At 61.3% G+C, this 24,367-nt stretch carries 17 protein-coding genes and 1 tRNA gene; 12 read left to right on the plus strand and 6 right to left on the minus strand.

Annotated features, from left to right (window positions below):
* Positions 1–77: 77 nt before the first annotated feature.
* Positions 78–1,631, plus strand: a complete 1,554-nt coding sequence (locus BW09_RS06550; protein ID WP_140463021.1) for an amino acid permease — start codon at positions 78–80, stop codon at positions 1,629–1,631.
* A gap of 437 nt (positions 1,632–2,068) precedes the next feature.
* Here the strand turns inward: BW09_RS06550 and BW09_RS10925 are convergent, their stop codons facing one another.
* Positions 2,069–2,224 carry a hypothetical protein gene (locus BW09_RS10925; protein ID WP_156100226.1) on the minus strand — a complete coding sequence of 52 codons (156 nt, stop codon included), beginning with the start codon at positions 2,222–2,224 and terminating at the stop codon, positions 2,069–2,071.
* A 921-nt stretch (positions 2,225–3,145) separates the two neighbouring features.
* Between BW09_RS10925 and BW09_RS06555 the strand changes: the two genes are divergently transcribed.
* From BW09_RS06555 to BW09_RS06565, 3 genes are all read left to right on the plus strand, one after another.
* Entirely contained in the window at positions 3,146–3,685 is a 540-nt protein-coding gene (locus BW09_RS06555) for a MarR family winged helix-turn-helix transcriptional regulator (RefSeq protein WP_044090628.1), read from the plus strand.
* 478 nt (positions 3,686–4,163) lie between these two features.
* Positions 4,164–6,041 carry an ABC transporter ATP-binding protein gene (locus BW09_RS06560; protein ID WP_044090630.1) on the plus strand — a complete coding sequence of 626 codons (1,878 nt, stop codon included), beginning with the start codon at positions 4,164–4,166 and terminating at the stop codon, positions 6,039–6,041.
* A 161-nt stretch (positions 6,042–6,202) separates the two neighbouring features.
* On the plus strand, positions 6,203–8,044 hold the full coding sequence (locus BW09_RS06565; protein ID WP_140463023.1) for an ABC transporter ATP-binding protein: 1,842 nt from the start codon (positions 6,203–6,205) through the stop codon (positions 8,042–8,044).
* Between the two features lie 297 nt (positions 8,045–8,341).
* Here BW09_RS06565 and BW09_RS06570 read toward each other — a convergent pair whose 3' ends face one another.
* The gene (locus tag BW09_RS06570) at positions 8,342–9,385 is read right to left on the minus strand and encodes an FAD:protein FMN transferase (RefSeq protein WP_140463025.1); all 1,044 of its coding nucleotides are present in this window, start codon (positions 9,383–9,385) and stop codon (positions 8,342–8,344) included.
* A gap of 81 nt (positions 9,386–9,466) precedes the next feature.
* On the opposite strand from BW09_RS06570, the gene BW09_RS06575 reads away from it, so the two are divergent.
* The 3 genes from BW09_RS06575 to rsmI all read left to right on the plus strand — a co-directional run bounded on the left by BW09_RS06575 (position 9,467) and on the right by rsmI (position 12,422).
* Complete coding sequence (locus BW09_RS06575) at positions 9,467–10,894, plus strand: MFS transporter (protein ID WP_044090633.1); 1,428 nt, start codon at positions 9,467–9,469, stop codon at positions 10,892–10,894.
* Positions 10,895–11,000: 106 nt separating this feature from the next.
* A tRNA-Ala gene (locus tag BW09_RS06580) sits at positions 11,001–11,073 on the plus strand.
* 332 nt (positions 11,074–11,405) lie between these two features.
* The gene (gene rsmI / locus BW09_RS06585) at positions 11,406–12,422 is read left to right on the plus strand and encodes a 16S rRNA (cytidine(1402)-2'-O)-methyltransferase (protein ID WP_223847938.1); all 1,017 of its coding nucleotides are present in this window, start codon (positions 11,406–11,408) and stop codon (positions 12,420–12,422) included.
* A 52-nt stretch (positions 12,423–12,474) separates the two neighbouring features.
* On the opposite strand, the gene BW09_RS11140 is transcribed toward rsmI, so the two are convergent.
* Together BW09_RS11140 and BW09_RS06595 are read right to left on the minus strand one after the other, a co-directional pair.
* Positions 12,475–12,834: a hypothetical protein gene (locus BW09_RS11140; protein WP_223847937.1), complete on the minus strand. Its 360-nt coding sequence runs from the start codon at positions 12,832–12,834 to the stop codon at positions 12,475–12,477.
* Positions 12,831–13,502, minus strand: a complete 672-nt coding sequence (locus BW09_RS06595) for a hypothetical protein (RefSeq protein WP_044090638.1) — start codon at positions 13,500–13,502, stop codon at positions 12,831–12,833. The genes BW09_RS11140 and BW09_RS06595 overlap by 4 nt, the downstream gene beginning before the upstream one ends.
* Positions 13,503–14,006: 504 nt before the next feature.
* On the opposite strand from BW09_RS06595, the gene metG reads away from it, so the two are divergent.
* Positions 14,007–15,872 carry a methionine--tRNA ligase gene (metG, locus tag BW09_RS06600; protein WP_140463030.1) on the plus strand — a complete coding sequence of 622 codons (1,866 nt, stop codon included), beginning with the start codon at positions 14,007–14,009 and terminating at the stop codon, positions 15,870–15,872.
* 417 nt (positions 15,873–16,289) lie between these two features.
* On the plus strand, positions 16,290–16,586 hold the full coding sequence (locus BW09_RS06605; protein WP_013141452.1) for a hypothetical protein: 297 nt from the start codon (positions 16,290–16,292) through the stop codon (positions 16,584–16,586).
* A 462-nt stretch (positions 16,587–17,048) separates the two neighbouring features.
* On the opposite strand, the gene BW09_RS06610 is transcribed toward BW09_RS06605, so the two are convergent.
* Both BW09_RS06610 and BW09_RS06615 read right to left on the minus strand, forming a co-directional pair.
* The gene (locus BW09_RS06610; RefSeq protein ID WP_044090579.1) at positions 17,049–18,134 is read right to left on the minus strand and encodes a hypothetical protein; all 1,086 of its coding nucleotides are present in this window, start codon (positions 18,132–18,134) and stop codon (positions 17,049–17,051) included.
* 276 nt (positions 18,135–18,410) lie between these two features.
* A complete protein-coding gene (locus BW09_RS06615) occupies positions 18,411–19,901 on the minus strand; it encodes a C1 family peptidase (protein WP_044090580.1) in 1,491 nt (496 codons plus the stop codon).
* A 297-nt stretch (positions 19,902–20,198) separates the two neighbouring features.
* On the opposite strand from BW09_RS06615, the gene BW09_RS06620 reads away from it, so the two are divergent.
* The 3 genes from BW09_RS06620 (at position 20,199) to BW09_RS06630 (ending at position 24,361) form a co-directional block, all read left to right on the plus strand.
* On the plus strand, positions 20,199–21,182 hold the full coding sequence (locus BW09_RS06620) for an ABC transporter permease (RefSeq protein WP_044090581.1): 984 nt from the start codon (positions 20,199–20,201) through the stop codon (positions 21,180–21,182).
* 72 nt (positions 21,183–21,254) lie between these two features.
* Complete coding sequence (locus BW09_RS06625) at positions 21,255–22,205, plus strand: ABC transporter permease (RefSeq protein WP_044090590.1); 951 nt, start codon at positions 21,255–21,257, stop codon at positions 22,203–22,205.
* Between the two features lie 86 nt (positions 22,206–22,291).
* Positions 22,292–24,361 carry an ABC transporter ATP-binding protein gene (locus tag BW09_RS06630; RefSeq protein WP_167315863.1) on the plus strand — a complete coding sequence of 690 codons (2,070 nt, stop codon included), beginning with the start codon at positions 22,292–22,294 and terminating at the stop codon, positions 24,359–24,361.
* The last annotated feature ends 6 nt before the right edge of the window (positions 24,362–24,367 follow it).

Here is a 24,367-nt window from a genome sequence, read left to right on the forward strand (position 1 = left end):
TGAATTGAACAGTTGGTGCGCATGCCTATGCGATTGATGTCGGCATGGGCGGCGCGCAGCGGGAAAGAACGAGTTGTATGACCGAATCGAACACGACGGCCGGAAGTGGTATTGGAAGCGTTGACGTCGCTGGGAATAAAAGGGATTCCGGTACTCTGAAATCAGTCGAAAGCCTCGACAAGAACAACGAGATGGCGCGCGGCCTGAACAACAGGCACGTGCAGTTCATCGCCATCGGCGGCACCATCGGCACCGGCCTGTTCCTCGGCTCCGGCAAATCCATCGCGCTGACCGGCCCGAGCATCGTGTTCGTGTACATCGGCGTGGGCATCATCATGTTCCTGCTCATGCGAGCCATCGGCGAGCTGATGTACCGCGACCCGAGCCAGCACACGTTCATCAACTTCATCACCCGCTACCTCGGCCGCGGATGGGGCAAGTTCGCCGGCTGGTCGTACTGGATCGTGCTCGTGCTCATCGGCATGAGCGAGATCACGGCCGTCTCCACGTACTTCATCACGTTCTTCGACACGTTCGGCTTCGATCTGAGCCATTGGAAATGGCTGATCGAGCTGTGCTTCCTCGCCGCGCTCGTGACCATCAACCTCATCGCCGTCAAGGCGTTCGGCGAGGCGGAATTCTGGTTCTCGATGATCAAGATCACGCTGATCTGCGCGATGATCGCCACCGCAGTGGTGATGGTGGTGATCGGCTACCATTACGACGCCGTGCAGATCACCGGCCAGGACGGCATCTCGCCGGCCGGCCATGCGGGCATCGACAACATCACCAACAATTTCCAGATCGCGCCGAACGGCTGGCTGAGCTTCCTGATGAGCTTCCAGATGGTGTTCTTCGCGTATGAGATGATCGAATTCGTGGGCGTCACCGTCTCCGAGACACAGAACCCGCGCAAGGTGCTGCCGAAGGCCGTCAACGAGATCATCGTGCGCGTGCTCATCTTCTATGTGGGCGCGCTGCTGGCTATCATGGTGATCGTGCCGTGGACCACGTTCAAGCCGAACAAGGATGGCTCCTTCGCGTCCCCGTTCATCATGGTGTTCCAGTTCGCGGGTCTCAAATGGGCGGCCGCGATGGTGTTCTTCGTGGTAATCACCGCGGCCTCCTCGGCCCTGAACTCGCTGCTGTACTCGGCCGGCCGCCACCTCTACCAACTGGCGAGCGAGTCCGAGTCGCCTGCATTCCAGAAGATCGGCCAAGTCTCCCGCCGACAGGTGCCGGCGCGCGCGATTCTGGTGTCCGCCGCACTGATCCTGCTCTCGCCGATCGTCAACGCGATCCCCGGCGTCTCCGGCGCGTTCGTGCTGTTCGCCTCCGCCTCCAGCGCCGTCATCGTGTTCATCTACGTACTCACGATGATCGCCCACCGCAAGTATCGCCGATCCGCCGACTTCATCGCCGACGGCTTCGTGATGCCCGCGTGGAAAGTGCTCAATACGGTGGCGATCGCGTTCTTCGTGTTCGTCTACTGCACGCTGTTCCTGGCCGACGACACGCGCATGTCCGCAATCGCCGGACTGGTCTGGCTCGTGGTGTTCGGCGGCTACTGCCTGCTGCATGACCGCTTCCAGAATCGCGATCTGAAGGCCGCGCTGCAGCATCACGACTGAACGCGCGCGGCACTGTACTGCGCTGCACCCATAAGCCCCGGTTCCTGCATCGATGATGCCCGGATACCGGGGCTTTGTGCATCTCACCGTGGGGTCTACGTTGCTGTGTTTACCATACGGACCGGTATGCGTCAGGTATCCACTATGTGAGTAACGAATCATCGAATATCGGGTGTGTCAACCAGCTGTCGCAAAGGCGTCTGCTTCATTTACGAACGGCATGATACGGCCAAGGCATGCAGGCCGGTCGACGAGCCGAAGCTGTCTTTCTTTCATATGAGAAATTGTGGCGAAAGGATGTGTGATTTCCTGCATGGAAGAAAAACTGGCGCGATGATGCGAAATCGGCTACCGTGGCACGAAAGAGTGTCGCGACAGCCGATATCTGAGTTCTATTACTTCGTATGGCATGGGCCACGTCGGAATGGCGTGTGATTTCAGTGCTGCGCAGGGCGTCCTGAGGCGAAACCGTACTGCAATGTGCCGTGCACCAGCGCGGAAGTGAAGTGCGCCGTGCACAGGCCTGCCTCCTCGGCTTCATGCGTGCATCCGGCAATACTGCATAGCAAGACCTTGCGATTGCGAATCATCATTAATCCCCTTCATTGGGATGGCGTCCATGCCATCTATCGTTCCCTAGCATAGGCGAACTACGTCATGAAAGCCAAAGCACGGGCGATTCTGCGCGGTTTTGAGCGATTCGAGATGGATTGTTGGGATTTTTGCGCGTCCCCGCGAGCGGCAGCGAGTTGGCGGTGGGCGGAGCAGATAAGCACGTCGGCGCGGTGGTGCTCCCGCATGTGCTGAGCGTGTTGTAGTGCATCGCGCTCAGCACAGCTAGCGCTCTGCGTTATTGAGAATCAGGACTTCCCAATGGCAAAGGCCGGGCCAGACCCGGCCCGGCCTTCTGTTTGCCATGAATAGGAGGCAGAAATGAACAACCGGAAGAAACAGGGTTCATGCAAACCCGATTGGACGTGGGTTGTCATAATGATGGTTATGGTAATCCTCGCGGTTCGCGTCCCGGAGACGTGGACCGCGGCGACATGCGTCGGTGTCATCAGCATCGTCGCATTGCTGTGCAGTCGTAAGTAACGCATGCGCTCCGGCTTCGCCCTCATCCTGCGAAGCCTCTTCTCGTTGCTTACGGGATTCACTATACCGTATTGCTGCGAACGGCTGATGCATTGGAAACTTCATTGCCGATGCGATCCGTGCGTATTGATTGTGGCGTGTGCGTTGATGGTGACTAAGCCTGCCCGGTGGCCATTGAAAGCGTATGTGCAAGTTGGTCGATGCCGATGATGCGGATGGTGATTCGTCAGACGATAAAAATTGTTTACAGTGTGAGGTAACCTAGGATGGCTGTATGGCGCGGCATGTCTGGCGGCGACTGAGGCCTTGGTGGGGCGGATACGCTCGAGTCGGGTAGTGGGGTCGCTTGCAAAGCGGGTGAACGCCGTTCGCGATTATGTATGACGCGCTGCCGGGATTACAGGAGAATGGAAGGCGATATGGGCTTTGAGGATGAGGCGGTCCACGAATTGTGGACCACGGTATGGGGCCATAGGTCGGCGATGCAGCGCGAGATGATGCGCGGCGCGCACGGCGAGGCGTTCGCTATCCGTCAGCTGGCCCATGTCGGCACCATGACCCCCTCGCAGCTGGCCGATTCCATGCATGCCACCTCCGGCCGCGTCTCCACACTGCTGGCCGCCATGGAGAAAAAAGGTCTGGTGACGCGCGAAGTGGATCCCAACGACCGGCGTGTGGTTCGTGTGAGCCTTACTGACGCCGGCCGCGAGCATGGGCGCCGCGACATGCAGGAGATGCGTGATGCCGTCTGCTGGATCTTCTCGCAGATGGGGGAGCGCAGAACTCGCGAATTCCTTGACCTCTCCCGCGAATTCATGACCTACATGTCGATTTGCCGTCCGGGAAAGCCGCGTCCCACGCCGGAAGAAGTGCGGGCCGCGTTCGAGAAGCGCGATCGGCAAGTCGGGGCTGAGGAGGAGCAGCGCGGGCGTGCGGCTGATGCTCGTCGAGGATTGTAGCGGCGGGAATGGCTCGAAGGAAAGTCGCTTCGCCGCCTAATGGACAGCGCGGCTCGGGCTCTGACTCGGGCTCCTGCGGTGAAAGCCTTCCCGGGGCCGTCTGGGAGGATTCGGTAGACGGTTTGTCGGTGGCTTCATCGCGCGCCTGGGTGCGCGCGGCTTCACCGTGTGGTTCGCGTTCGCGCAAAGAGAAATATGCGGAGTCCAGAAGCCTTTGTCGTTGCCACGCGTAATATCTTACACTGTAAGTAATTCAATAACGGAAGATAACTTGCTGGGGCCGTAGGCCTGTGTGCCAATGCCCGGCAATGCTCAACCGATGTAATACACAACCGATGCTTGGCCGACAGCCAAGCCGGCAATAAGAATCAGCAAGCCAAGCAAAACACCAAGCAAACACAGTCCAATGCAAACCAAAAGAATCTAATCAAACAAACAATCCAATCCAAACCAATCCAACCAACCCAAGGGGAAACCAATGCTTCGCATCCTGAAATACCTCTCCAAAGCGGAGATCGGTCAGATGCTCATCGCCCTGGTGACCATCGTCGGGCAGATCTATCTCGACCTGAAGCTGCCCGACTACATGTCGGACATCACCAAGCTGGTCGAAACGCCGGGCAGCGCCATGTCGGACATCTGGATCGCCGGCGGCAAGATGCTGCTCATCTCGCTCGGCTCCGTGGCGTGCGCAGTCGTGACCGGATTCCTGTCCGCGCGCGTCGGCTCGTCGTTCACCCAGCGCCTGCGCTCGCTGGAATTCCGTCAGGTCGAGTCGTTCGGCCCGGCCGAAATGAGCCGACTCTCCACCGCAAGCCTCATCACCCGCTCCACCAACGACATCACGCAGATCCAGATGTTCATCACCATCGGCCTGCAGCTCATCGTCAGGTCGCCGATCATGGCCGTGTGGGCGGTGGCCAAGATCGCGAACGAAGGCTTCGAATGGACGCTCGCCACCGGCATCGCCACAGCGTTCCTGCTGGGCGCGGTCGCCATCATGATGGCCATGGTCATGCCCAAATTCAAGGCCATGCAGGCTCTCACCGACAACATCAACCTCGTGGCGCGCGAGAACCTCACCGGTCTGCGCGTGGTCCGCGCCTACAACGCCGAGGACTATCAGGAGGCCAAATTCACCAAGGCCAACCGCGACCTGACCGAAACCCAGCTGTTCACCAATCGCGTTATGGCGTTCATGATGCCGCTGATGAACACCGTGATGAACGGCCTCATGCTCGCGGTCTACTGGATCGGCGCCTACCTGATCGACGCGGCCGCGCTCACCGACAAGCTCACCTTGTTCTCCAACATGGTGGTGTTCTCCAACTACTCCGTGCAGGTGATCATGAGCTTCCTGCTGATGAGCATGGTGTTCGTGCTCTGGCCGCGCGCCGACGTGTCCGCGCAGCGCGTGCTCGAAGTGCTCGACACCGAACCGCTGGTCAAGGACGGCCGCGAATCCGCCGCCGAGAAAGCGCTGGAAACCGCCGCGCGCGGCACGGTGGAATTCCGCAACGTGAGCTTCGCCTACCCCGATTCGCGCGAGGCCACGCTCGAAGGCATCAGCTTCACCGCCGAGCCCGGGCAGACCGTGGCGTTCATCGGCTCCACCGGCTCCGGCAAGTCGTCGCTCATCAATCTGGTACCCAGGTTCTATGACGCCACCGGCGGCCAGGTGCTGGTCGATGGCGTGGACGTGCGCGACTACGATGTGAAGACCCTGCGCGACAAGATCGGCTACGTGCCACAGCAGTCGGTGCTGTTCAAGGGCACCGTGGCCTCCAACGTGAGCTACGGCGACGATGTGCGGGGCGAGTCGGCGGATGTCGAAATGGCTGATACCTCCACCATCGCCGGCCGTAAGCGCGAGGCCGCGTTGATCGCCGCCGGCAAAGCTGCGGAAAGTGCCGATATGCCGGCCGAGCAGCTGAATCGTATCAAAGCGGCGGCCGATGTGGCACAGGCCAGCGAATTCGTGGATCGCATGGACGGAGGGTATTCCGCCGCGATAGCCCAGGGCGGTTCGAACGTGTCCGGCGGTCAGAAGCAGCGCCTGTCCATCGCGCGAGCCGTCTACCGTCACCCGGAAATCCTGATCTTCGACGACTCGTTCTCCGCGCTCGACTTCAAAACCGACCGCGAAGTGCGTGACGCGCTCGCCCGCGAGGCCAAGGATTCCACCAAGCTCATCGTGGCCCAGCGCATCGGCACCATCATGAACGCCGACCATATCGTCGTGCTCGACGACGGCAAGGTCGTCGGCCAAGGCACCCACCGCGAACTGCTGAAGACCTGCGAGATCTACCGGCAGATTGCCGAATCCCAGCTCAGCCAATCGGAGCTTACTGCGTAAGGGCTACTGCCGTTCAAAGACCTCCCTCTGATGAGGGAGGTGGCATCGCGAAGCGATGACGGAGGGAGAGACGGCGGCTAGTGAATCTCTCCCCCCAGTCAGCTTCGCTGACAGCCCCCCTCATCAGAGGGAGGCCAATACGGACTTATAAGGAGCAACACATGCCAAGAGGACCTATGGGGCACGGGCCGGGCGCAGGGCGCGCGGTCGAAAAGCCCAACGATTTCGGCAAAGTCATGGGCAAGCTCGTGCACTATTGCCGCAACTACATTCCCGTCATCGCGGTCGCGCTCGTGCTGGGCGCGATCGGCACCATCTGCCAGATCATCGGCCCGGACAAGCTCAAGGAGATGACCAACGCCATCGTCAACGGTTTGCCCGCCATCGTGAACGGCCGGCCGGTCATGCGATCGATCGATTTCGGCGAAGTCAGCCGCATCGCGTGGATGCTGGTCGCGCTGTACGTGGGATACGCGGTGCTCGGCTACGCGCAGAGCTGGCTGATGGCGAACGTCACCCAGCGCACCGCCCAGCGGCTGCGCGAGTCGATTTCGGTCAAAATCAACAAACTCCCGCTCAAGTACTTCGACAAGGTCAGCTACGGCGACGTGCTCTCCCGCATCACCAACGATGTGGACGCCATCGGCCAAACGCTGGGACAGTCGCTCGGCGCACTGATCACCTCGGTGGCGCTGTTCGTGGGTGCGCTGGTCATGATGTTCTATAACAACGTGATCATGACCCTGTGCGCCATCGGAACCAGCCTGCTCGGCATGGTGCTCATGATGGTGATCATGAAGACCTCGCAGAAGTACTTCGTGCGCCAGCAGATGGCGCTGGGCGATGTGAACGGTCATGTGGAGGAGATGTACGCCGGGCATCTCATCGTCAAGGCGTACAACGGCGAGGCGGATTCGATCGAGCGCTTCGAGAAGCACAACGCCGATCTGTACGAATCCGGTTGGAAGTCGCAGTTCCTCTCCGGCCTGATGATGCCGCTCATGCAGTTCGTGGGCAACCTCGGCTACGTGGTGGTGTGCGTGGTGGGTGCGGCGCTCGCCATGGATGGGCAGATCGAGTTCGGCGTGATCGTGGCGTTCATGATGTACATCCGCCTGTTCAACCAGCCGCTTTCCCAGTTCGCCCAGGCGTTCCAGAACCTGCAGCGCTGCGCGGCCGCCGCCGAGCGCGTGTTCGGCTTCCTCGAGGAGCCGGAGATGGCCGACGAATCCGGCAAGTCCGCCTTGCTGGGGGGCGACGGGCATCCGGTGAAGGGCGACGTGGAATTCAAGCATGTGCAGTTCGGCTACGAGCCTGACAAGCCGATCATCCATGACTTCTCCGCTTCGGTTGCGGCCGGTCAGAAGGTCGCCATCGTGGGACCGACCGGCGCCGGCAAGACCACTATGGTCAACCTGCTCATGCGCTTCTATGAGATCTCCGGCGGCTCGATCTCCATCGACGGCGTGGACACGGCCAGCGTGCCGCGGTGGAACGTGCACGACCAGTTCTCCATGGTGCTGCAGGACACGTGGGTGTTCCGCGGGACCGTGCGCGAGAACATAGCCTACTCCAAGCCGGGCGTCACCGACGAGCAGATCGAGGCGGCCTGCTGCGCCGTCGGGCTGGACCACTTCGTGCGCTCGCTGCCGCAGGGATACGACACGGTCCTGGACGACAAGGCCGCCCTGTCCGCAGGCCAGAAGCAGCTGCTCACCATCGCCCGCGCCATGGTGCAGGACGCCCCGATCCTGATTCTCGATGAGGCCACCTCCTCGGTCGACACCCGTACCGAGGAACTCATCCAGAAGGCCATGGACGCGCTGACCGTCGGGCGGACGAGTTTCGTGATCGCGCACCGCCTCTCCACGATTCGTGACGCCGACATGATCCTCGTCATGAACCATGGTGACGTAATCGAACGCGGCACGCACGAGGAGTTGCTGGCGGCTGGCGGTTTCTACGCCGACCTTTACAACAGCCAGTTCGCGCAAATCGCCTGATGGCGCGTCTTCTGCGCCCCGAGTCGTGCAGCGAGGCTGCATGCGGAGTGGTTCTTGATAAATATGGATGGCTATCTGCTTTCAATGAGGTACATTTCACGTTTTGCGGAAAGCTATCTGCTTTGAATGAGGTACCTTGATTCTCGAACTGCGGGTATTCAGCCTGTGGAGATAGCGATATTCTGCGGTTGTTGGCCTCGGGCTACCGGATCATGTACCTCACGTAAGGCAGATAGCTCTCTGTAAGACGTGAAATGTACCTCATTGAGCCGAGATAGCTTGAAATAGTACGCAGAATCATCGCACGAAGAAGCTGCCGGGGAATCCGGCGGATTGTGCGGCGGTGCGGTCGGTGTTGAGGATAGCGCAGTCGAAATCGAAGTGGGCGCGCAGCTGGTTGGCTGGGGTGGTGAACAGGGCGGTGGCCAATCCGTCGGCCAAGGCCGTGGAATATGCGGGAGGGACGTCATGATTGCGCAGCCCGGCTTCCCGATCGACTTCCCGTCTGACTGCACGGTTGCCTTTCCGGCCAGCATCATCTTGAGATGATTCAATCTCCACCGCAACCCACGTGGCGGCCACCTCGTCTACCGGGAGCCCGTCGATGGCATTGAGCAGATGATGCAGCTGATGTCCGGCCGCCTCGCCCCAATGGCGGCGGCTGGGGGCGCTCGCGCAGAATGCGCCTTGGCTGATTCCGACCGCGCCTACGGCGTTGGCCGGATTGGCGGGGTCCTCCAGTGCGATAGTGATTGGCGTGTTCGTGTGAATCAGCAAGTCCCCGCCTGCGTCGATGACGTATTGAACGGGCTGGGGCGCTGCGTGGGCCGCCTCCAGCATCTCTGCGATCAGATCCACCAGATACCCCTTGCCGCACGCACCAAAATCAAGCGCGACCGGTCCGTGCGTCACTAGCGTCGTGCCATGGCGCTCAACGTCAACTGGCCAAACGGCCCGTCCGTGAATTGCGCCTGCATGTTCGGCGGCGTCGGACTCAACGGCAAACGAATAAGCGGCATCGTAACCAAGCCGAATCAAATCCTCGCCGACGCATGGGTCTATTGCGCCATCGGTGGCGTCGAACAGGCGATCATACAGGTCGAACAGCGGACCGCACCATTCTGGGAAATCGAACGTGCCGCCGTGCCCGGCAGTACGCATCCGGCCGACAGTCGAATCGCCTCTGAACCGGGACAGCGCGGACTCGTATGTGTCGATGAACGTGCCAATCCGGTCTCGAATCCCATCATTGAGTGCGGCATCGGTGTGCAGTAGCAGTCCGGTGCCCAACGCAGCGGGAAAGGCGGCGACGTGCGGCAATCGTTCGGTCAAACCAGTCATGCCTACCATCGTAGAACGCGTGGTTCTCCCGGTGTATACTGGATTTTGACACTGTGTCAATGTTGATTCGGAGGTATGGGAATGGGCAATACGACTACAGCAAATGTAACGGGAGCGCAAGTTGCATCGTCGAAATCATCCATCAAAGACCTGCCCCTGCCCAAGGTGTGGGCGTTCGCCATCGGTCAGTTCGGCTGGGCGCTGCTCTCCGGCATCATTTCCAACTGGCTGGTGTATTTCTACCAGCCCGACCAGGAGACTATCTCGCAAGGCCAGACCGTGTTCGTGCCGCAAGGCCTCGTGGTGCTCGGCATAGTGACCGTGGTGGGCGGCATCACCGCGTTCGCCCGTTTCTTCGACGCGTTTGTGGACCCCGCGGTCGCGTCCCTGTCCGACCGGTGCAACGCTCGTTCCGGCCGCCGCATGCCGTTCCTCAAGTTCGCCGCAGCGCCGCTCGCCATCATCACTGTGCTCGTATTCTGGAGTCCGATCAACGGCACCAGCTGGGCCAACGCGGCGTTCCTGTTCGTCACCGTTATCGGCTACTACATCGCCCTCACGTTCTACTGCACGCCATACAACGCACTCATCGCCGAACTCGGCCATGACTCCAAGCAGCAGCTCACCATCTCCACCGCCATCTCCTTCACGTGGGTGGCGGGCACGGCCATTGCGTATGTGGCGCCGGTGATCTGGGGCGGTTTCGTGCCGGCGATGGGCCGCATCACCGCCATCCGCGTGACCTTCACCATCATGGCCGCCGTGGCGTTCGCCTGCATGCTGGTGCCGCCACTCGCCATCCGCGAGAAGGACTACGTCAACTCGCAGCCCACCTCCGAATCGACCATCGAATCCCTGAAGCAGACCTTCGGCGACGGCGAATTCCGCAAGTTCGTCTGCTCCGACGTGGTCTACTGGGTGGCCATCACCACCTTCCAGACCGGACTGCCGTTCTTCGTCACCTCGCTGCTCAAGCTCCCCGAAACCACCACGACCATCTACTTCGTGCTCATGACCGGCGTCTCCGTGCTGTTCTATCTGCCGGTGAATCTGCTGGCCAACCGCGTGGGCAAGAAGCGTCTGCTGCTGGTGGCGTTCGTGATCTTCACCTGCGCGTTCGCGTTCGCCGGCGCGCTCGGCTCCGGTGCTTTGGGCTTCCTGCCGGCGATGGCGCAGGGGCTGATGCTCTCGGTGGTGGGGGCGATTCCGATGGCCGCGTTCGGCATTCTGCCGCAAGCCATTGTGGCCAACATCGCCGACGCCAGCTCGCGCGTCACCGGTCAGGATCGTCAGGGTATGTTCTACGCCGCCCGCACCTTCGCGATGAAGATGGGCCAGTCCGTGGCCATGCTGCTGTTCACCGGTGTGTCGACGATTGGCGTGGCATCCGGTGCCGGTTACCGCATCGCAGCCATTTGTGCGGCTGTGTTGTGTGGCATCGGCGGCATCGTGTTCGCGTTCTATGACGAGAAGAAGGTGCTTGACGTGCTTGGCGCGCGTAAGGCGTGATTCCCTTCTCTTTCCCTCTCGAGCGACGTCCCACGCCGAATTGCGTTTGACCGCACTTCGTACTATACTGTTGCGAGTTGCTTTGCGGAGCAGAGCAACACGCCAAGGGGCTGTAGCTCAGTTGGTAGAGCGTTTCGTTCGCATCGAAAAGGTCGCGGTTTCGATTACCGTCAGCTCCACGAACCCTCCGGATTCCACCCCGGAGGGTTTTTCTTTTTCGCGCTATCTGGACTATCTGCGATACGAGGTGCTGTCGTCGGCATAGCGTCGTCGGCATAGCTCAAACCGCAACGATTTTGCCAAACATTCTTGCTGATTGGCTTGATTCCGGCAGCTCGGGGCGGTGCGTGGCAGAATCGTTGCTGCGCGCTGCTTCGCATGGCTGCTGTCCCGGAGCGGGACCCCTGTAAGGCAGGCAGATGTTCCGAAAGACGGTAGTCGGCCCCTCGTAACGGAGAAACAGCGTTCGCTATGTAGTGAAATGCTCCGTGGCTTAGGCAATACTGGAGATATGACGACACGTGCCACCGATTTCACCGAACAGTTCCGCTCCGACGATGAGAGGGAGGTGAACGGTGACGCTCCCGTCGCCGAAGCTGCCGCCGACAGTGCTCCGCATGCGCAATCCCGTGAAGCGGCCGTCGAGATTCCCGCCGGCACCGTGGTGCTCGCCGCGACCCCGATCGGCAATATCGGCGACGCCTCCGCCCGCCTGGTCGCGCTGATGGAGCGTGCGGACATCATCGCCGCCGAAGACACCCGCCGACTGTACGATCTGGCCCGTCGTCTCGGCGTATATGTGACCGGCCGCGTGGTCGCCTACCACGACCACAACGAGCGAGCCAAGGCGGACGGCCTGCTCGATCAGGTCAAGACTGGTGCCACAGTGCTGGTGGTTTCGGATGCCGGCATGCCCACCATCAACGACCCCGGTCTGGCCATCGTGCGCCGCGCCATCGAACGCGGGCTGCCGGTGACCTGCGCGCCGGGCCCGTCCGCTGTGCTCGATGCGCTTGCCCTCTCCGGCCTGCCCACCGACCGCTTCTGCTATGAAGGATTCCTCCCGCGCAAGCACTCCGAGCGCGTACAGTCCCTGCGCGCGCTGCTGCCTGAACGTCGCACCATCGTGTTCTACGAGACGCCCCATCGTATCGCCGAATCGATGGACGACCTGCTCGATGCGTTCGGTCCTGACCGCCCGATGGCGTTGTGCCGCGAACTCACCAAGGATTATGAGCAGGTGCGTCGCGGGCCGATTGGTGAGATTCGCCAAGGCGTGATCGACGACCCGCCACGTGGCGAAATGGTACTGGTGATCGCCGGTGCGTCCAATGAGGAGGCCGAGGCTGCGGCCCCCAATATGCTGAGTGTGGAGGATATGGCCGTGCTCGCCATCGACCGTGCGCTCGAAGACGGGCTGCGCATCAAGGATGCCATTGCCCAGGTCGTGCAGGAACACCCGCTGCCGGACGGATCGTTGGCCAATCGCAAGCAGGTGTACTCCGCGGTACTGGAGATCCGCGGCTGATGTTCGCAGCCGATGCCTGCGGCTGACTTACTTCTGCCAGCGGAACTGTTCGTTACTCATCCTCCAAGGATTCGAGCAGTATTTCGAGCGATTGCCGCACGCCCGGCCCGCCTGCTTGGGAAATGAATTCCAGGATAGCCGCGTCGGCGGAAGGATTCGCCACAATCCACCGTCGCAGCTCTGGCACATGAAGCGCGATGTGCCAGAGCGTCTCCGCTTCAGTCGACGGATCGCATGCCACGAGCGGCGTCAGGGCGATTGGCGGGGCGGGGGGAGTGGTCAAGTCGGAGATAGGGGCGGATGCCGTAGCGGTGGAGGAAGACTGGGGAAGCCGATGCGATTGGCGCAGACGATGCAGTCGCTGCGAGGACCGTTTCCGGATACGAGGTCGCCGGTGGTTCCATTCCATCATGAGTATCGCTCCGTGGTGATTTCGTCGATCTCGCGCTGGATGGCGGTGAAGAACTCCTTGGCGCGGGCCGCGTATTTGTGATGCCGATGCTCTTTGACGATTTGCAGACAGTCGTCCGGCTGGAATTCGTATGCGGACATCAGTTGGCACACCAGGGCGTTGATGGTGGAGGGATCCGGGTCGCTTTCGGGCGCCATGACCAGATCGCAGGCGGTGCGGGCCGGCGTAGTAATGGTGAGGGATCCGATTTTGAGTATCTGCTCGGGCAGTGTCAGTCGTTTGAACACGCGGATGCGCCGGCCGACGGTCGACGAACGGAAATGAGAGGTGGAGATCACGTCGATGGTGTTGGGAAACGGGTCGCCGCCCAGCCAAACCCATGCGGCGGTATAGGTGCAGGCCACTGTGCCGAAGGGCGCAATAGACGCCACGATGGCGGCTCGGCCGTACAGCGTGTTGGCGTGATCGGACCAGTAGCCCGAGAATTCGTCCAGTTGGTTGACGGTGCCGAATGCGCTGAGCCGACTGAGACTGAGCGGGCCGGGCAGATCGTTGGTATGCAGCAGTATCGGCACTGTCGGTTGGCATGGGGTGGCGGCAGAGGTGATGGACGGCAGTGTGGACGGGCGCGTCGTGTCGGAATGCGATGAGCGGCCGGCTGGATGCATCGCGCGTGGGCCATTGGCGTTCCTCGTTGCGTGTGGCGTGCTGCTGTGTGGCGTGCTGTTGCGAGGCGTGCTGTTGCGAGGCGTGCTGTTGCGAGGCGTGCTGTTGCGAGGCGCGATGCCGGTGCCTGCGGCGTTCATATCGGTACTCATGTCCCTACCGTGGCACAACGCGCGCCCGCGTGCCATCGGCATGACGAAAACAGTGGATAAGTGGATAAGTGCGGAGGATGGATGATTGTGGATGGATGATTGGCAGGGCGCGATACGGCGTGGTCCTGCAATTGTGGTCGGGCTTTGCCCGCGCTTTGCTGGCATGGCTGTCGCCATGCACACGCTGGCGAACAGTCCGCAGGACTGTTCTTTATTCCCAGCGTGGTCCTGCAATTGTGGTCGGGCTGCGCCCGCGCTATGTTGGCTCGACTGTCGTCTCGCACACGCCTACAAACAACCCACTGGGTTGTTTGCTTTACGGCGTGTCCGCAATGCGCCGGATAATCGGGGGTTATGAGTCATGTATTGGTGAATGTTGCTTGGCCGTATGCGAACGGCCCCCGTCATATCGGCCACGTCGCCGGCTTTGGTGTGCCGTCCGACGTCTACGCGCGCTACGAACGCATGAAGGGCAATGACGTACTCATGGTCTCCGGTACCGATGAGCACGGCACCCCGATCCTGGTGGAAGCTGAGAAGGAAGGCCTCACCGCCCAGGAGCTGGCCAACCGCTACAATCGCGTCATCGCCAAGGATCTGTGCGACCTCGGCCTGAGCTACGACCTGTTCACCCGCACCACCACCGGCAACCACGAACACGTGGTGCAGGAGATGTTCAAGCAGTGCCTGGAGAACGGCTACATCTACAAGGGCACGCAGCAGGTGGCCATCAGCCCGTCCACCGGCCGCACGTTGCCTGACCGCTACATCGAAGGCACCTGCCCGATCTGCGGCGCCGAGGGCGCTCGCGGCGACCAGTGCGACGCCTGCGGCAACGAGCTCGACCCGGACGAGCTGATCAATCCGGTCTCCAAGATCAACGGCGAAACGCCGCGCTTCGAGCAGACCGAACACTACTTCCTCGATCTGCCGGCGCTCGCCGAAGCCAACAAGGCATGGCTGGAGACCCGCAAGGGTTGGCGTACGAACGTCATCAACTTCTCGCTCGGCCTGTTCAAGGAAGTCAAGCCGCGCGCCATCACCCGCGATATCGACTGGGGCATCCCGGTGCCGGTGGCCGGCTGGATCGACAATCCGAACAAGAAGCTGTACGTTTGGTTCGACGCTGTGATTGGATACCTGTCCGCTTCCATCGAATGGGCCCGCCGTCAAGGAGACCCGGAGAAGTGGCGCGAATGGTGGAACGACCCGAGCTGCCCGGCCTACTACTTCATGGGCAAGGACAACATCACCTTCCACTCCCAGATCTGGCCGTCCGAAATGATCGCCTACAACGGCAAGGGCTCCAAGGGCGGCAAGACCGGCCCGATGGGCCCGCTCAACCTGCCCGAGCAGGTGGTGGCCAGCGAGTTCATGACCATGGAAGGCAAGAAGTTCAGCTCCTCGCGCGGCATCGTGATCTACGTGAAGGACATCCTCGCCCGTTACCCTGTGGACGCAGTGCGCTACTACATCTCCGTGGCCGGCCCTGAATCCTCCGACTCCGACTTCACTTGGGCGGAGTTCGTGCGCCACAACAACGAGGAGCTCGCTTCCTCCTGGGGCAACCTGGTCAATCGTGTGGCCACCCTTATCAACAAGAACTTCGGCGAGATTCCGGCGCTTGACGAGGACTCGATGACCAATGAGGATCGCGGCCTGCTGGAGGAGACCTCCGCCGCGTTCGACGTGGTCGGCTCCTCCATCGAGACCCATCACCAGAAGCATGCGCTCACCGAGGCGATGCGTGTGGTCGGCGACATCAACAAGTACATTTCCGCCACCGAACCATGGAAGATCAAGGACGACCAGGCTCGTCTCGGCACCGTGCTGCACGTGGCCGCTCAGGCCGTGTCTGACGCGAACCACCTGCTCGCGCCGTTCCTGCCGCACTCCGCACAGAAGGTGTGGGAGGCGCTCGGCGGCACCGGCACCTTCTCGCCGCTGCCTGAGCTCAAGGAAGTCGAGGATCTCGACAAGCCCGGCTTCACGTATCCGATCATCACCGGCGATTACGAGCTCGGTGTGAACGTGCACCCGTGGAAGAGCGAGGCAATCGAGGTCGGCGCCGTGGTGCCTAAGCCCGCGCCGATCTTCGCCAAGATTCCGACCGAGGCCGTGGAAGAGGAGCTGGCTCGCTTCGATGAAGCGTTGGCTGCTCGCCGTGCCGCCGAAGCCGAGCGTCTGGCCGCCGAGAAGGCCAAGCTCGCCGCCGAATGATTCGGCATTGCTAGCTCGTAGCTGACGGGCCACCTCGCACATGAAGTGTTGCGAGGTGGCCCGTTGCCGTATGTGCGGTCAAGCCCCGACAATGCGAGGCCGGTTGTCGGCGGGCGTCACAAATTCGTCACACTCCGCCAAGACTTTTCCCAGACAAGCACATCAATTCGCCAAGCATGGAGCGGTTATATAGAAGATGTCAACGGAATGAAGTTCATACCGGTGGCGAGGTTCTTCGAACCCCATAACTGAACCCTTCTTCTCTCTTCTCTCTCACCCGGCGGCCCCCTCCGCCGGGTTTCTTTTTTTAATACTGGGAATGCCATGGGCCGCATATTGAAAAAGGATTATGGCAGAGTGCTGTCTGTTTACAATAAGGCATTGCTGTTCTAGAAAATAACAAAGAAGGGGGGACTAATGATGTATACCGTCACATTTTCGGGCAACCTGACTCAAGCGGAATCGGCCTTGGTCAAGCGAGGCGCCATACAGATCGCCGCGTTGCTGGCCGCAAAAATCACTGGCCGCGGACTCATCATCAACGACGGTGACACCGAATACTCATGGGATTTCATCCTGATCGATGCCAGCAGCGATGAGCGGCACACCTTTGACGAGAGGCTATTGCGGATGCTGTCCGATTACATCCACGCCGGTTTCCCCGATGCCGTGATCCGCCACGCCAAGCACGAGGCTCCAAAGCTCGGCAAATAATATTGGTCGCGTGGTGAGTCCCATACTTCCGTCGGAATATCGCTATCGCGATATGGTCGCATGCCTGTTGCGCATTGAAGCGTTCGACCTATGCGCAGTTGATGTTCCGGTGATGACGGCAACCGATTGACGCGATTACCGGGACAGATTTCGCTGTCCCAGTTCGTGATTTCGGCTTCTTATTGGGAACCGGGACAGCCCCCTTGTAAACGCCCATTATCCGTAATCCCAAAACCCCGGAATTCCGCCGATGTACGATGGCGAATATTGCACGGTGGGGTGATAGGTGAATGAAATTTTGTCTTGGTTGCTCAAAAAGGGGCGAAATGGAGAACCGGGACAGCGAAATCTGGCCCGGTCCACACATAAATCGATTGACATCGCTACCGGGACATCGGACACGGACACCGAGTCGCGCAGCGTCGGCGCAACATGGATACTGTACGACTTTCGCGATAAACGTTATATTCTTCGTCGCCTCCGCCGGGCGAGCTCATCGAGTGGCGTTGCCGTCAAAGTGAAATCGAATACGGCACCTCGCAATGCCAACTGCCGCCCGACCCGGTAGGCGAGTTCGGCTTGGGATGGCTCATCGGCCATGTTCGCGGCAGTGGCGATGATGACGATCCAATGATGATGTCGCAGCAGTTCGCGCTTGTCGTTGTCCCGCCGCCACTGGTTTTTGTCGGTGCGATGATGATCGCCGTCATATTCGATGGCGACGCGAAATTCGGGCCAAGCGAGATCGAGCGTTATCGGCGCACCGTTGCTGAATGTCGCGCCGGGCACCGTGTAATTTGTCACGGCTGGCGGAAGCCCGTATTTCGTCGTCGCGATGCGGGTCTTTGATTCCATCGGAGAGTCCACGCGGGGCGTAATGAATGCAAGAGCGATCATGCACTTGGATTTTGCGTTGAATTTCGGGAGTTCGGTGACTTGCCGCACGAAGTCCTGATAAATGCCGTCAGCAGTGCGGCCGTTCGCCAGACCCGGCTTGCGGGCGATTGCCGTAAGGATTGCGTCGCCAAGTATGACCAGCGATTCGAGCGAAATATGAGCGGCGAGTTGTGCCCAAGTGTGTATCAGATCCAGTGCGTACACATGTTTGTTGATACGCACATTGTGCGCATCGCTCAGCGGCTTCCAGATGTGTGGTGTCGTTGGCGGCACGATGGCACGTATTCGTGTGCGGTGTGAGTCGGAGACGGTATGGAGCTCGGCGGGGTCGATATCGCAATCCTTGGGAAGCGGCACGGATTGCAGTATCAGCGATGTGGCCATGCCGAAGAGCACCGGTTGCCCGAGCTGTTGCGCGGCGTCCGTGCATCGTTTAAGCATTTCCCGCTTACGTTGGGTGAGGGTTTCGCTCATTGCTGGCGACACAGGGCCTGTAATCACAGTTGGCGCGGAACTCGCCATACATGGTGATGAACGTAGCTCAGGATTGATGGTGCGCGCAGACGCAACGCCCGGTGTGTGGGGCCGGGTCCAGCCGGACGGTTCGTCGTCGAATACGCCGGGCGGTGGAGTGGGCAATATGTCGTTCATGACGCCACCGTAGCGCAGCGGTCACATGCTCGCTATGAAAACCGGGGTATGTGGCTCTAGCTTGCGGGAGATGTGGATAACTCTGTGGATAACTAGTTCGGAACAATTAGCGAGGCCGGAACCTACCGGCAATTGGCCGATGATGACGGCACTTTTGCTCAGCTCAGCCGCGATAGTCTCGAATAGGTGCGGCCGGGCGTACTCGCATAACGTAATGCCTCTTCTCTCTGAACAGAGAGAAGAGGCATTCGAATATATGCTCCCGCCAGCGGGACGTCAGCGGCAGCGACGGGTGAGGGGCTGCCAGGGATCGAGCTCGACTGGTTCGGTGGTGAGCAGGGCGCGGGTGGCGTCGTCGAGGTATTCCTTGCGGATGATGAGCTCGGTAACGTAGCGGTCGAACCAGGCGTCGGACATGACGTAGTAGCCGTCCTTGCCGGCGTCCTTGCCCCAGCTGTTCTCCACCTTCCAGCGGTTCGGCTTGCCGTCCTCGCCGAGGTTCACGCCGGTGAAGGTCATAGCGTGGTTGCTCGGGCTGTCGCCGTATTCGAGGCCGTGGGCCTTGTCGCCGGTGAATTCGGTGCCGAACAGCTGGTCGACGCGCACCACGGACTGGTCGAAGAAGCCGTCCTTGCGCAGGGCGAACTGCGTGCAGTCGCAGGCGAACCAGATCGGGTGGCCGGCGGTGAGCTGGTCAAGCGCGGCCTTCTTGAACACGTCCAGCGGCACGTTGACGAACTCCATATCGCCAGCCTCGACCACGTTCGCGCTGAAGCGGATGCGGTAGCGCCGGTTGAACGGGCGGTTCTTGAGTGGGGCGTTGGCCAGCGTCGCGAAATCGTTGACGTCCACCGGCACGTACTTCTTGTAGAACTCAAGCGGGGTGATGCCGATCTCGCGAATCTGCGGGCGCTCGTCCTTACCGGTTTTCGGCTTGTCGGACTTGTCCTTATCGCACTTGCAGGCCTTGGCGTCGGATTTGCCCTCGCATTTACAGGAGTCGCCGCACTTGCAGGATTCGGCCTTGCCGTCTGCGTCGGCCTCGGCGTCATCCTTGGTGCGCGCGAAGAAGTCGAACTTCTCCGGCGGCTCGCCAAGCGACACGGCGCAGATGCGGTACACGGTGCCCATGTACTCGTCCTTCAGCGTGCGCAGCTCGTCCTCGCCAGCGCCCGCAGCCGAACGGCGGCGCAGCTCGGCTGCGAACTCGCGCAGCTTGGAGTTGAGGTACTGCTTGAAATCATCGGAATTACGGGAGTTCTCAGACTCTGGGTAGGCGCTCTTGGGCACCAGACCGTACTTGTTCACCAGCGCGGCGAACATCTGCCACCAGCCGCCGTCGTCGGACGGGCCCCAGTTGATGGCTTCGAACAGGCGCGAGTCGGTGGGCTCGTCGAGCGTGCGCAGCACGTTCTCCAGGTAGGTGTTCGACTTCTCCATCGCGTCCCAGAAGAACAGGTAGGTCTCGGAGAACTCGAAATCCTCAAGATTCCAGCGATGCATGAGTTCGTAACGCAGCGTGTTCAGGGAGGCGAACATCCAGCAACGGCCGGAACGCTCCTGATTGGTGATCGAACCCTGCTTGAGTTCGATGGAGAAGTCGCGCGGCAGCGCACGCACGCCGCGATAGTCGGTGGCCGCCTTGAGCACGCCGGCCGAAACCGCCGCGTCCGCCGCGATCAGGTTGGCGCGGTCCTTGTTGAAATCCTCGGTGTACGTACGCAGAAGTTCGGGTTTGATGGCCCGTGCGCTGGCGTCTGTCGTCATGATGCCCCTGTCTGATGCTGATGGATAATCCGTTGCCGGCGGCGGGGACTGTCACCATCCGGGCCGGCGGACTGCTGACACGAAAGTATAAGGCATGTCCAGCAAAGGCTCAGGAAATACAAAATTAACAAACGGATGTTTGCCCAGCATTTGCCCAATATACAGTAAGTGTTTTCGCAGTTTTCCATACAGGAAAAAGTCGGAAAAGTCAATACCCATATTCCATATATTGGACTCAATTTGTGGTTTTGAGCGGGGGGAGGTATCACTTCCCCCAGTTATCTGGGAGGTGGTTGGGTGTTCAAGTACATCATCAAGCGCATTGTGAACTACGTGATCATGCTGTTCGTGGCAGTATCGATGACGTATTTCCTGGCCAGCGCATTCATGGATCCGCGTTCGAACTACATGTCGCGCAATCCGCATCCGCCGATCGAGTCGATCAACCGGTCGCTCGATCTGGCCAACATCAACGATCAGACGCCGGTCGTCATCCGTTACTTCCGCTGGCTCAAGGGCATCCTCACCCAGTGGAACTGGGGCCTGAGCCCGGACCAGTCGCCGGTGGCGCCGGCCATCGCCTCCCGTATCTCCGCTTCGCTGCAGCTGGTGACGCTCGCCACCGTGCTCTCCATCCTCTTCGGCGTGAGCATCGGCGTGTACACGGCCATCCGCCAGTACAAGTGGCAGGACCGCGTGCTCAACACCACCGCAACGTTCTTCCTGGTGGTCCCGGCCGCCGTCATGGGGCTGATGGTGGTGCTGCTGGCCATCAACTTCAACAACATCGTGGGCAGCCGCGCGTTCTACGTGACCGGCCTGCACTCCTACCAAGGTTCCAACCCGGTGCTCTGGGTGTTTGACTACCTGCAGCACCTGATCCTGCCCACCATCGTGATGACGATTCCGGGCATGGTGGGCTACCACCTCACCCAGCGCACGTACCTGCTCGACACCATGAACGCCGACTACGTGCGCACCGCCCGCGCCAAGGGCCTGACGCTCAACGCGGCCATCCGCCGCCACGCGCTGCGCACCTCGCTGATTCCGACCGCCGTGGACGTGGCCTTCTCCATCGCCGGTGTGTTCACCGGCGCGGTGATCACCGAAAACGTGTTCGCTATCAACGGCTTGGGCATGTACTTCACCCAGACCATCGCCAACAACGACATCAACGGTGCCGTGGCCGTGGCCGCGTTCGGTGGCGTGTGCACGCTGACCGGCGCGCTGCTGGCGGATATCTTCTCCGCCTGGCTTGACCCGCGCATCCGACTGAGCTGAGCCCCGCGCAAAGGACGATCAAACATGATGAACGACAACGAGAACATGGTCTCCGACGCCGTCGCCCAGGATATGGAACTCACCGATCCGCAGGGCAGCGAACCGCAGTCCGCCGACGCCAAGAACGCCCAGGAGGCTTCCAGCAACGACGACTTCCACCGCACCGGCCGCATGCAGCTGTACGTGCGCCGCTTCATGCGCCGCCCCTCGGCCGTGGTAGGTCTGGTGGTGCTGATCCTGCTGATTCTCTTGGCGATTTTCGGCTCGAAATTCTCCCAGTGGAGCTACGACGAGCCTGATTTCGCCGCCCTCGCCTCGCCGCCGTCCGCCCAGCACTGGCTGGGCACCACGGTCGGTGGCTCGGATATGTACGCGATGATCATCCGCGGCCTCGGCCGCTCGCTGACCATCGGTATCTTCAGCTCGTTCGGCACCACGATCATCGCCGCCCTGGTGGGCACGGCCGTGGCGTTCTTCGAAGGCTGGTTCGAGAAGGTCGGCATGTGGCTGCTGGATATGCTGCTCGTCGTGCCGTCCTTCCTGCTCATCGCCCTGATCGTCGGCATGGCGGCCGGCGGCAGCGACTGGCTGTGGCTGGCCATCGGCCTGACCGCGTTCGGCTGGGTCGGCTATGCGCGTACGCTGCGCACGCTGACCCTGAGTCTGCGCGACCGCGAATACATCCGCGCGGCGAAGTTCATGGGCGTGCCGTCCTTCACCATCATCGTGCGCCACCTGGTGCCGAACCTGGGTTCGGTGCTGGTCATCAACACCGTGCTCGGCGTGATTGGCGCGGTCAACAGCGAGACCTCGCTGAGCTTCCTGGGCCTGGGCATCAAGGCGCCCGACACCTCGCTCGGTACGCTGCTCAACGCCGGCCAGTCCGTGGTGCAGACCTCGCCGTGGGTGCTGGTCTTCCCGTCCGTGGTGCTGATCGTCCTGACCTTCTCCGTGCAGCTGATCGGCGACGGCCTGCGCGACGCCATCGACCCGTACTCCCGCTCCGGCGGCAAGGCCGAGTGAGAGGGGAGACGGGCATCATGAGCGACGAACGCAACGCAAGCAACGTAACAACCAACACCAACCCCGACACCACAGGAGCGCAAGGCATGGCATCCGAACCGGTGATTTCAGTACGCGACCTCACCGTCAGCTTCGCTTCCGAAGCCGGCACCGTGCGCGCGGTGCGCGGCATGAACTTCGACCTGTACCCCGGCAAGACCCTCGGCATCGTGGGCGAGTCCGGCTCCGGCAAGTCCGTGACCTCCATGGCCATCATGGGCCTGCTGGACAAGAACGCCAGCGTCAAGGGCTCCATCACCTACCACGGCGAGGAATTGCTCAGCAAGTCCGATCTTGAGATGAGCGAGATTCGTGGCAAGGGCATCGCCATGGTCTTCCAGGACCCGCTCTCCGCTCTGACCCCGGTGTTCTCCATCGGCGACCAGATCAAGGAAGCGCTGGTCACCCACAATCCGAAGATGACCGAACAGCAGATTCACGACCGCTCCATCGAGCTCATGAACCTGGTCGGCATCCCGGACCCGGAGGACCGCCTGAAGTCCTTCCCGCACGAGTTCTCCGGCGGCATGCGCCAGCGCGTGATGATCGCCATGGCCATTGCCAACGACCCGGACGTGATCATCGCCGACGAACCGACCACCGCACTGGACGTGACGATCCAGGCCCAGGTGCTCGAAGTGCTGCGCAAGGCCCAGCGTGAAACCGGCGCGGCCGTCATCTTCATCACCCACGATCTGGGCGTGATCGCCGGCGTGGCCGACGACATCGTCGTCATGTACGCCGGCCGCCCGGTCGAGAAGGCGGACGTCGACTCCATCTTCGACCACCCGGCCATGCCGTACACCATGGGCCTGCTGGGTGCCGTGCCGCGTTCCGACCGCGAACGCAACAGCCGTCTGGTGCCGATTCCGGGCTCCCCGATGAACCTGGTCAACATGCCCAAGGGCTGCCCGTTCGCGCCGCGCTGCCCGCTGGCCACCGACATATGCCACACCACCGAGCCGGCCATGGAGCCGGTGCCGGGCCGCCCGGGCCAGTTCGTGGCCTGCCACCGCACCCAGGAGATCGTGGACAAGGGCCTGACCTTCCACGACGTGTACACGGTGGCCGAGGCCGCCAAGTCGAAGTTCGCCGGCATCCCGCGCGACGAACGCAAGATGGTGCTCGACGTCAAGCACATGCGCAAGACCTTCCCGCTGACCGCCGGCGGCTTCCTGCGTCGCAAGATCGGCGAGGTCAAGGCCGTGGACGACGTGACGCTGGACGTGCGCGAAGGCGAGACCGTGGCGCTCGTGGGCGAGTCCGGCTCGGGCAAGTCCACCACGCTCATGGAGATCATGGAGTTCAAGCAGCCGCAGGACGGCGAGATCGAGATGTTCGGCACCAAGCTCGAACACAAGATTCCGCGCGAGAAGCGCCGCGAGCTGCGTTCGGCCGTGCAGTATGTCTTCCAGGACCCGATGAGTTCGCTCGACCCGCGCCTGCCGATCTACGACATCCTGGCCGAGCCGATGAAGGTCCAGCACTACTCCAAAGAGCAGATCCGCGAACGCATTGGCGAACTCATGCGTCTGGTGGAACTGAACCCCGACCAGGTGGACCGTTTCCCCACGCAGTTCTCCGGCGGTCAGCGCCAGCGCATCGCCATCGCGCGTGCGCTGTCGGTCAACCCGAAGCTCGTGCTGCTCGACGAGCCGGTCTCCGCACTGGACGTGTCCATCCAGGCCGGCGTGATCAACCTGCTTGAGGACCTGCAGAACAAGCTGGGCGTGGCCTACCTGTTCGTGGCCCATAACCTGTCGGTGGTGCGCCATATCTCCAGCCGCGTGGCGGTGATGTACCTGGGCCGCATCGTGGAATCCGGCGACACCGAAGACGTGTTCGAGCACCCGTTGCACCCGTACACCCAGGCGCTCATCAGCGCCGTGCCGGTGCCGGACCCGAAGGCGGAACGCACCCGCCAGCGCATCGTGCTGCAGGGCGAGGTGCCCAGCCCCACCGAGACGTTCGAAGGCTGCCCGTTCATGGGCCGCTGCCCGCTCATGCCCAAGCTGAGCGCCGAACAACAGGCCCGCTGCCGCGGCGAACGCCCGGCGCTGCGGCCGTATGACACTTCCCGACCGAGCGGCCATCAGGTTGCATGCCATTTCGCATGACGGTCG

The sequence above is a fragment of the Bifidobacterium sp. UTCIF-1 genome, assembly GCF_006408915.1.
Classification (GTDB): domain Bacteria; phylum Actinomycetota; class Actinomycetes; order Actinomycetales; family Bifidobacteriaceae; genus Bifidobacterium; species Bifidobacterium reuteri.

What these genes read in the sequence shown, in the direction of transcription:
- BW09_RS10925 (WP_156100226.1), bottom strand. Translation starts at nt 2,224, where the DNA reads ATGATGATTCGCAATCGCAAGGTCTTGCTATGCAGTATTGCCGGATGC.
- BW09_RS06605 (WP_013141452.1), top strand. Translation starts at nt 16,290, where the DNA reads ATGATGTATACCGTCACATTTTCGGGCAACCTGACTCAAGCGGAATCG.
- BW09_RS06555 (WP_044090628.1), top strand. Translation starts at nt 3,146, where the DNA reads ATGGGCTTTGAGGATGAGGCGGTCCACGAATTGTGGACCACGGTATGG.
- BW09_RS11140 (WP_223847937.1), bottom strand. Translation starts at nt 12,834, where the DNA reads ATGATGGAATGGAACCACCGGCGACCTCGTATCCGGAAACGGTCCTCG.
- BW09_RS06595 (WP_044090638.1), bottom strand. Translation starts at nt 13,502, where the DNA reads ATGCATCCAGCCGGCCGCTCATCGCATTCCGACACGACGCGCCCGTCC.
- BW09_RS06610 (WP_044090579.1), bottom strand. Translation starts at nt 18,134, where the DNA reads ATGAACGACATATTGCCCACTCCACCGCCCGGCGTATTCGACGACGAA.
- BW09_RS06575 (WP_044090633.1), top strand. Translation starts at nt 9,467, where the DNA reads ATGGGCAATACGACTACAGCAAATGTAACGGGAGCGCAAGTTGCATCG.
- BW09_RS06550 (WP_140463021.1), top strand. Translation starts at nt 78, where the DNA reads ATGACCGAATCGAACACGACGGCCGGAAGTGGTATTGGAAGCGTTGAC.
- BW09_RS06625 (WP_044090590.1), top strand. Translation starts at nt 21,255, where the DNA reads ATGGAACTCACCGATCCGCAGGGCAGCGAACCGCAGTCCGCCGACGCC.
- metG (WP_140463030.1), top strand. Translation starts at nt 14,007, where the DNA reads ATGAGTCATGTATTGGTGAATGTTGCTTGGCCGTATGCGAACGGCCCC.
- rsmI (WP_223847938.1), top strand. Translation starts at nt 11,406, where the DNA reads ATGACGACACGTGCCACCGATTTCACCGAACAGTTCCGCTCCGACGAT.
- BW09_RS06570 (WP_140463025.1), bottom strand. Translation starts at nt 9,385, where the DNA reads ATGACTGGTTTGACCGAACGATTGCCGCACGTCGCCGCCTTTCCCGCT.
- BW09_RS06615 (WP_044090580.1), bottom strand. Translation starts at nt 19,901, where the DNA reads ATGACGACAGACGCCAGCGCACGGGCCATCAAACCCGAACTTCTGCGT.
- BW09_RS06565 (WP_140463023.1), top strand. Translation starts at nt 6,203, where the DNA reads ATGCCAAGAGGACCTATGGGGCACGGGCCGGGCGCAGGGCGCGCGGTC.
- BW09_RS06560 (WP_044090630.1), top strand. Translation starts at nt 4,164, where the DNA reads ATGCTTCGCATCCTGAAATACCTCTCCAAAGCGGAGATCGGTCAGATG.
- BW09_RS06630 (WP_167315863.1), top strand. Translation starts at nt 22,292, where the DNA reads ATGGCATCCGAACCGGTGATTTCAGTACGCGACCTCACCGTCAGCTTC.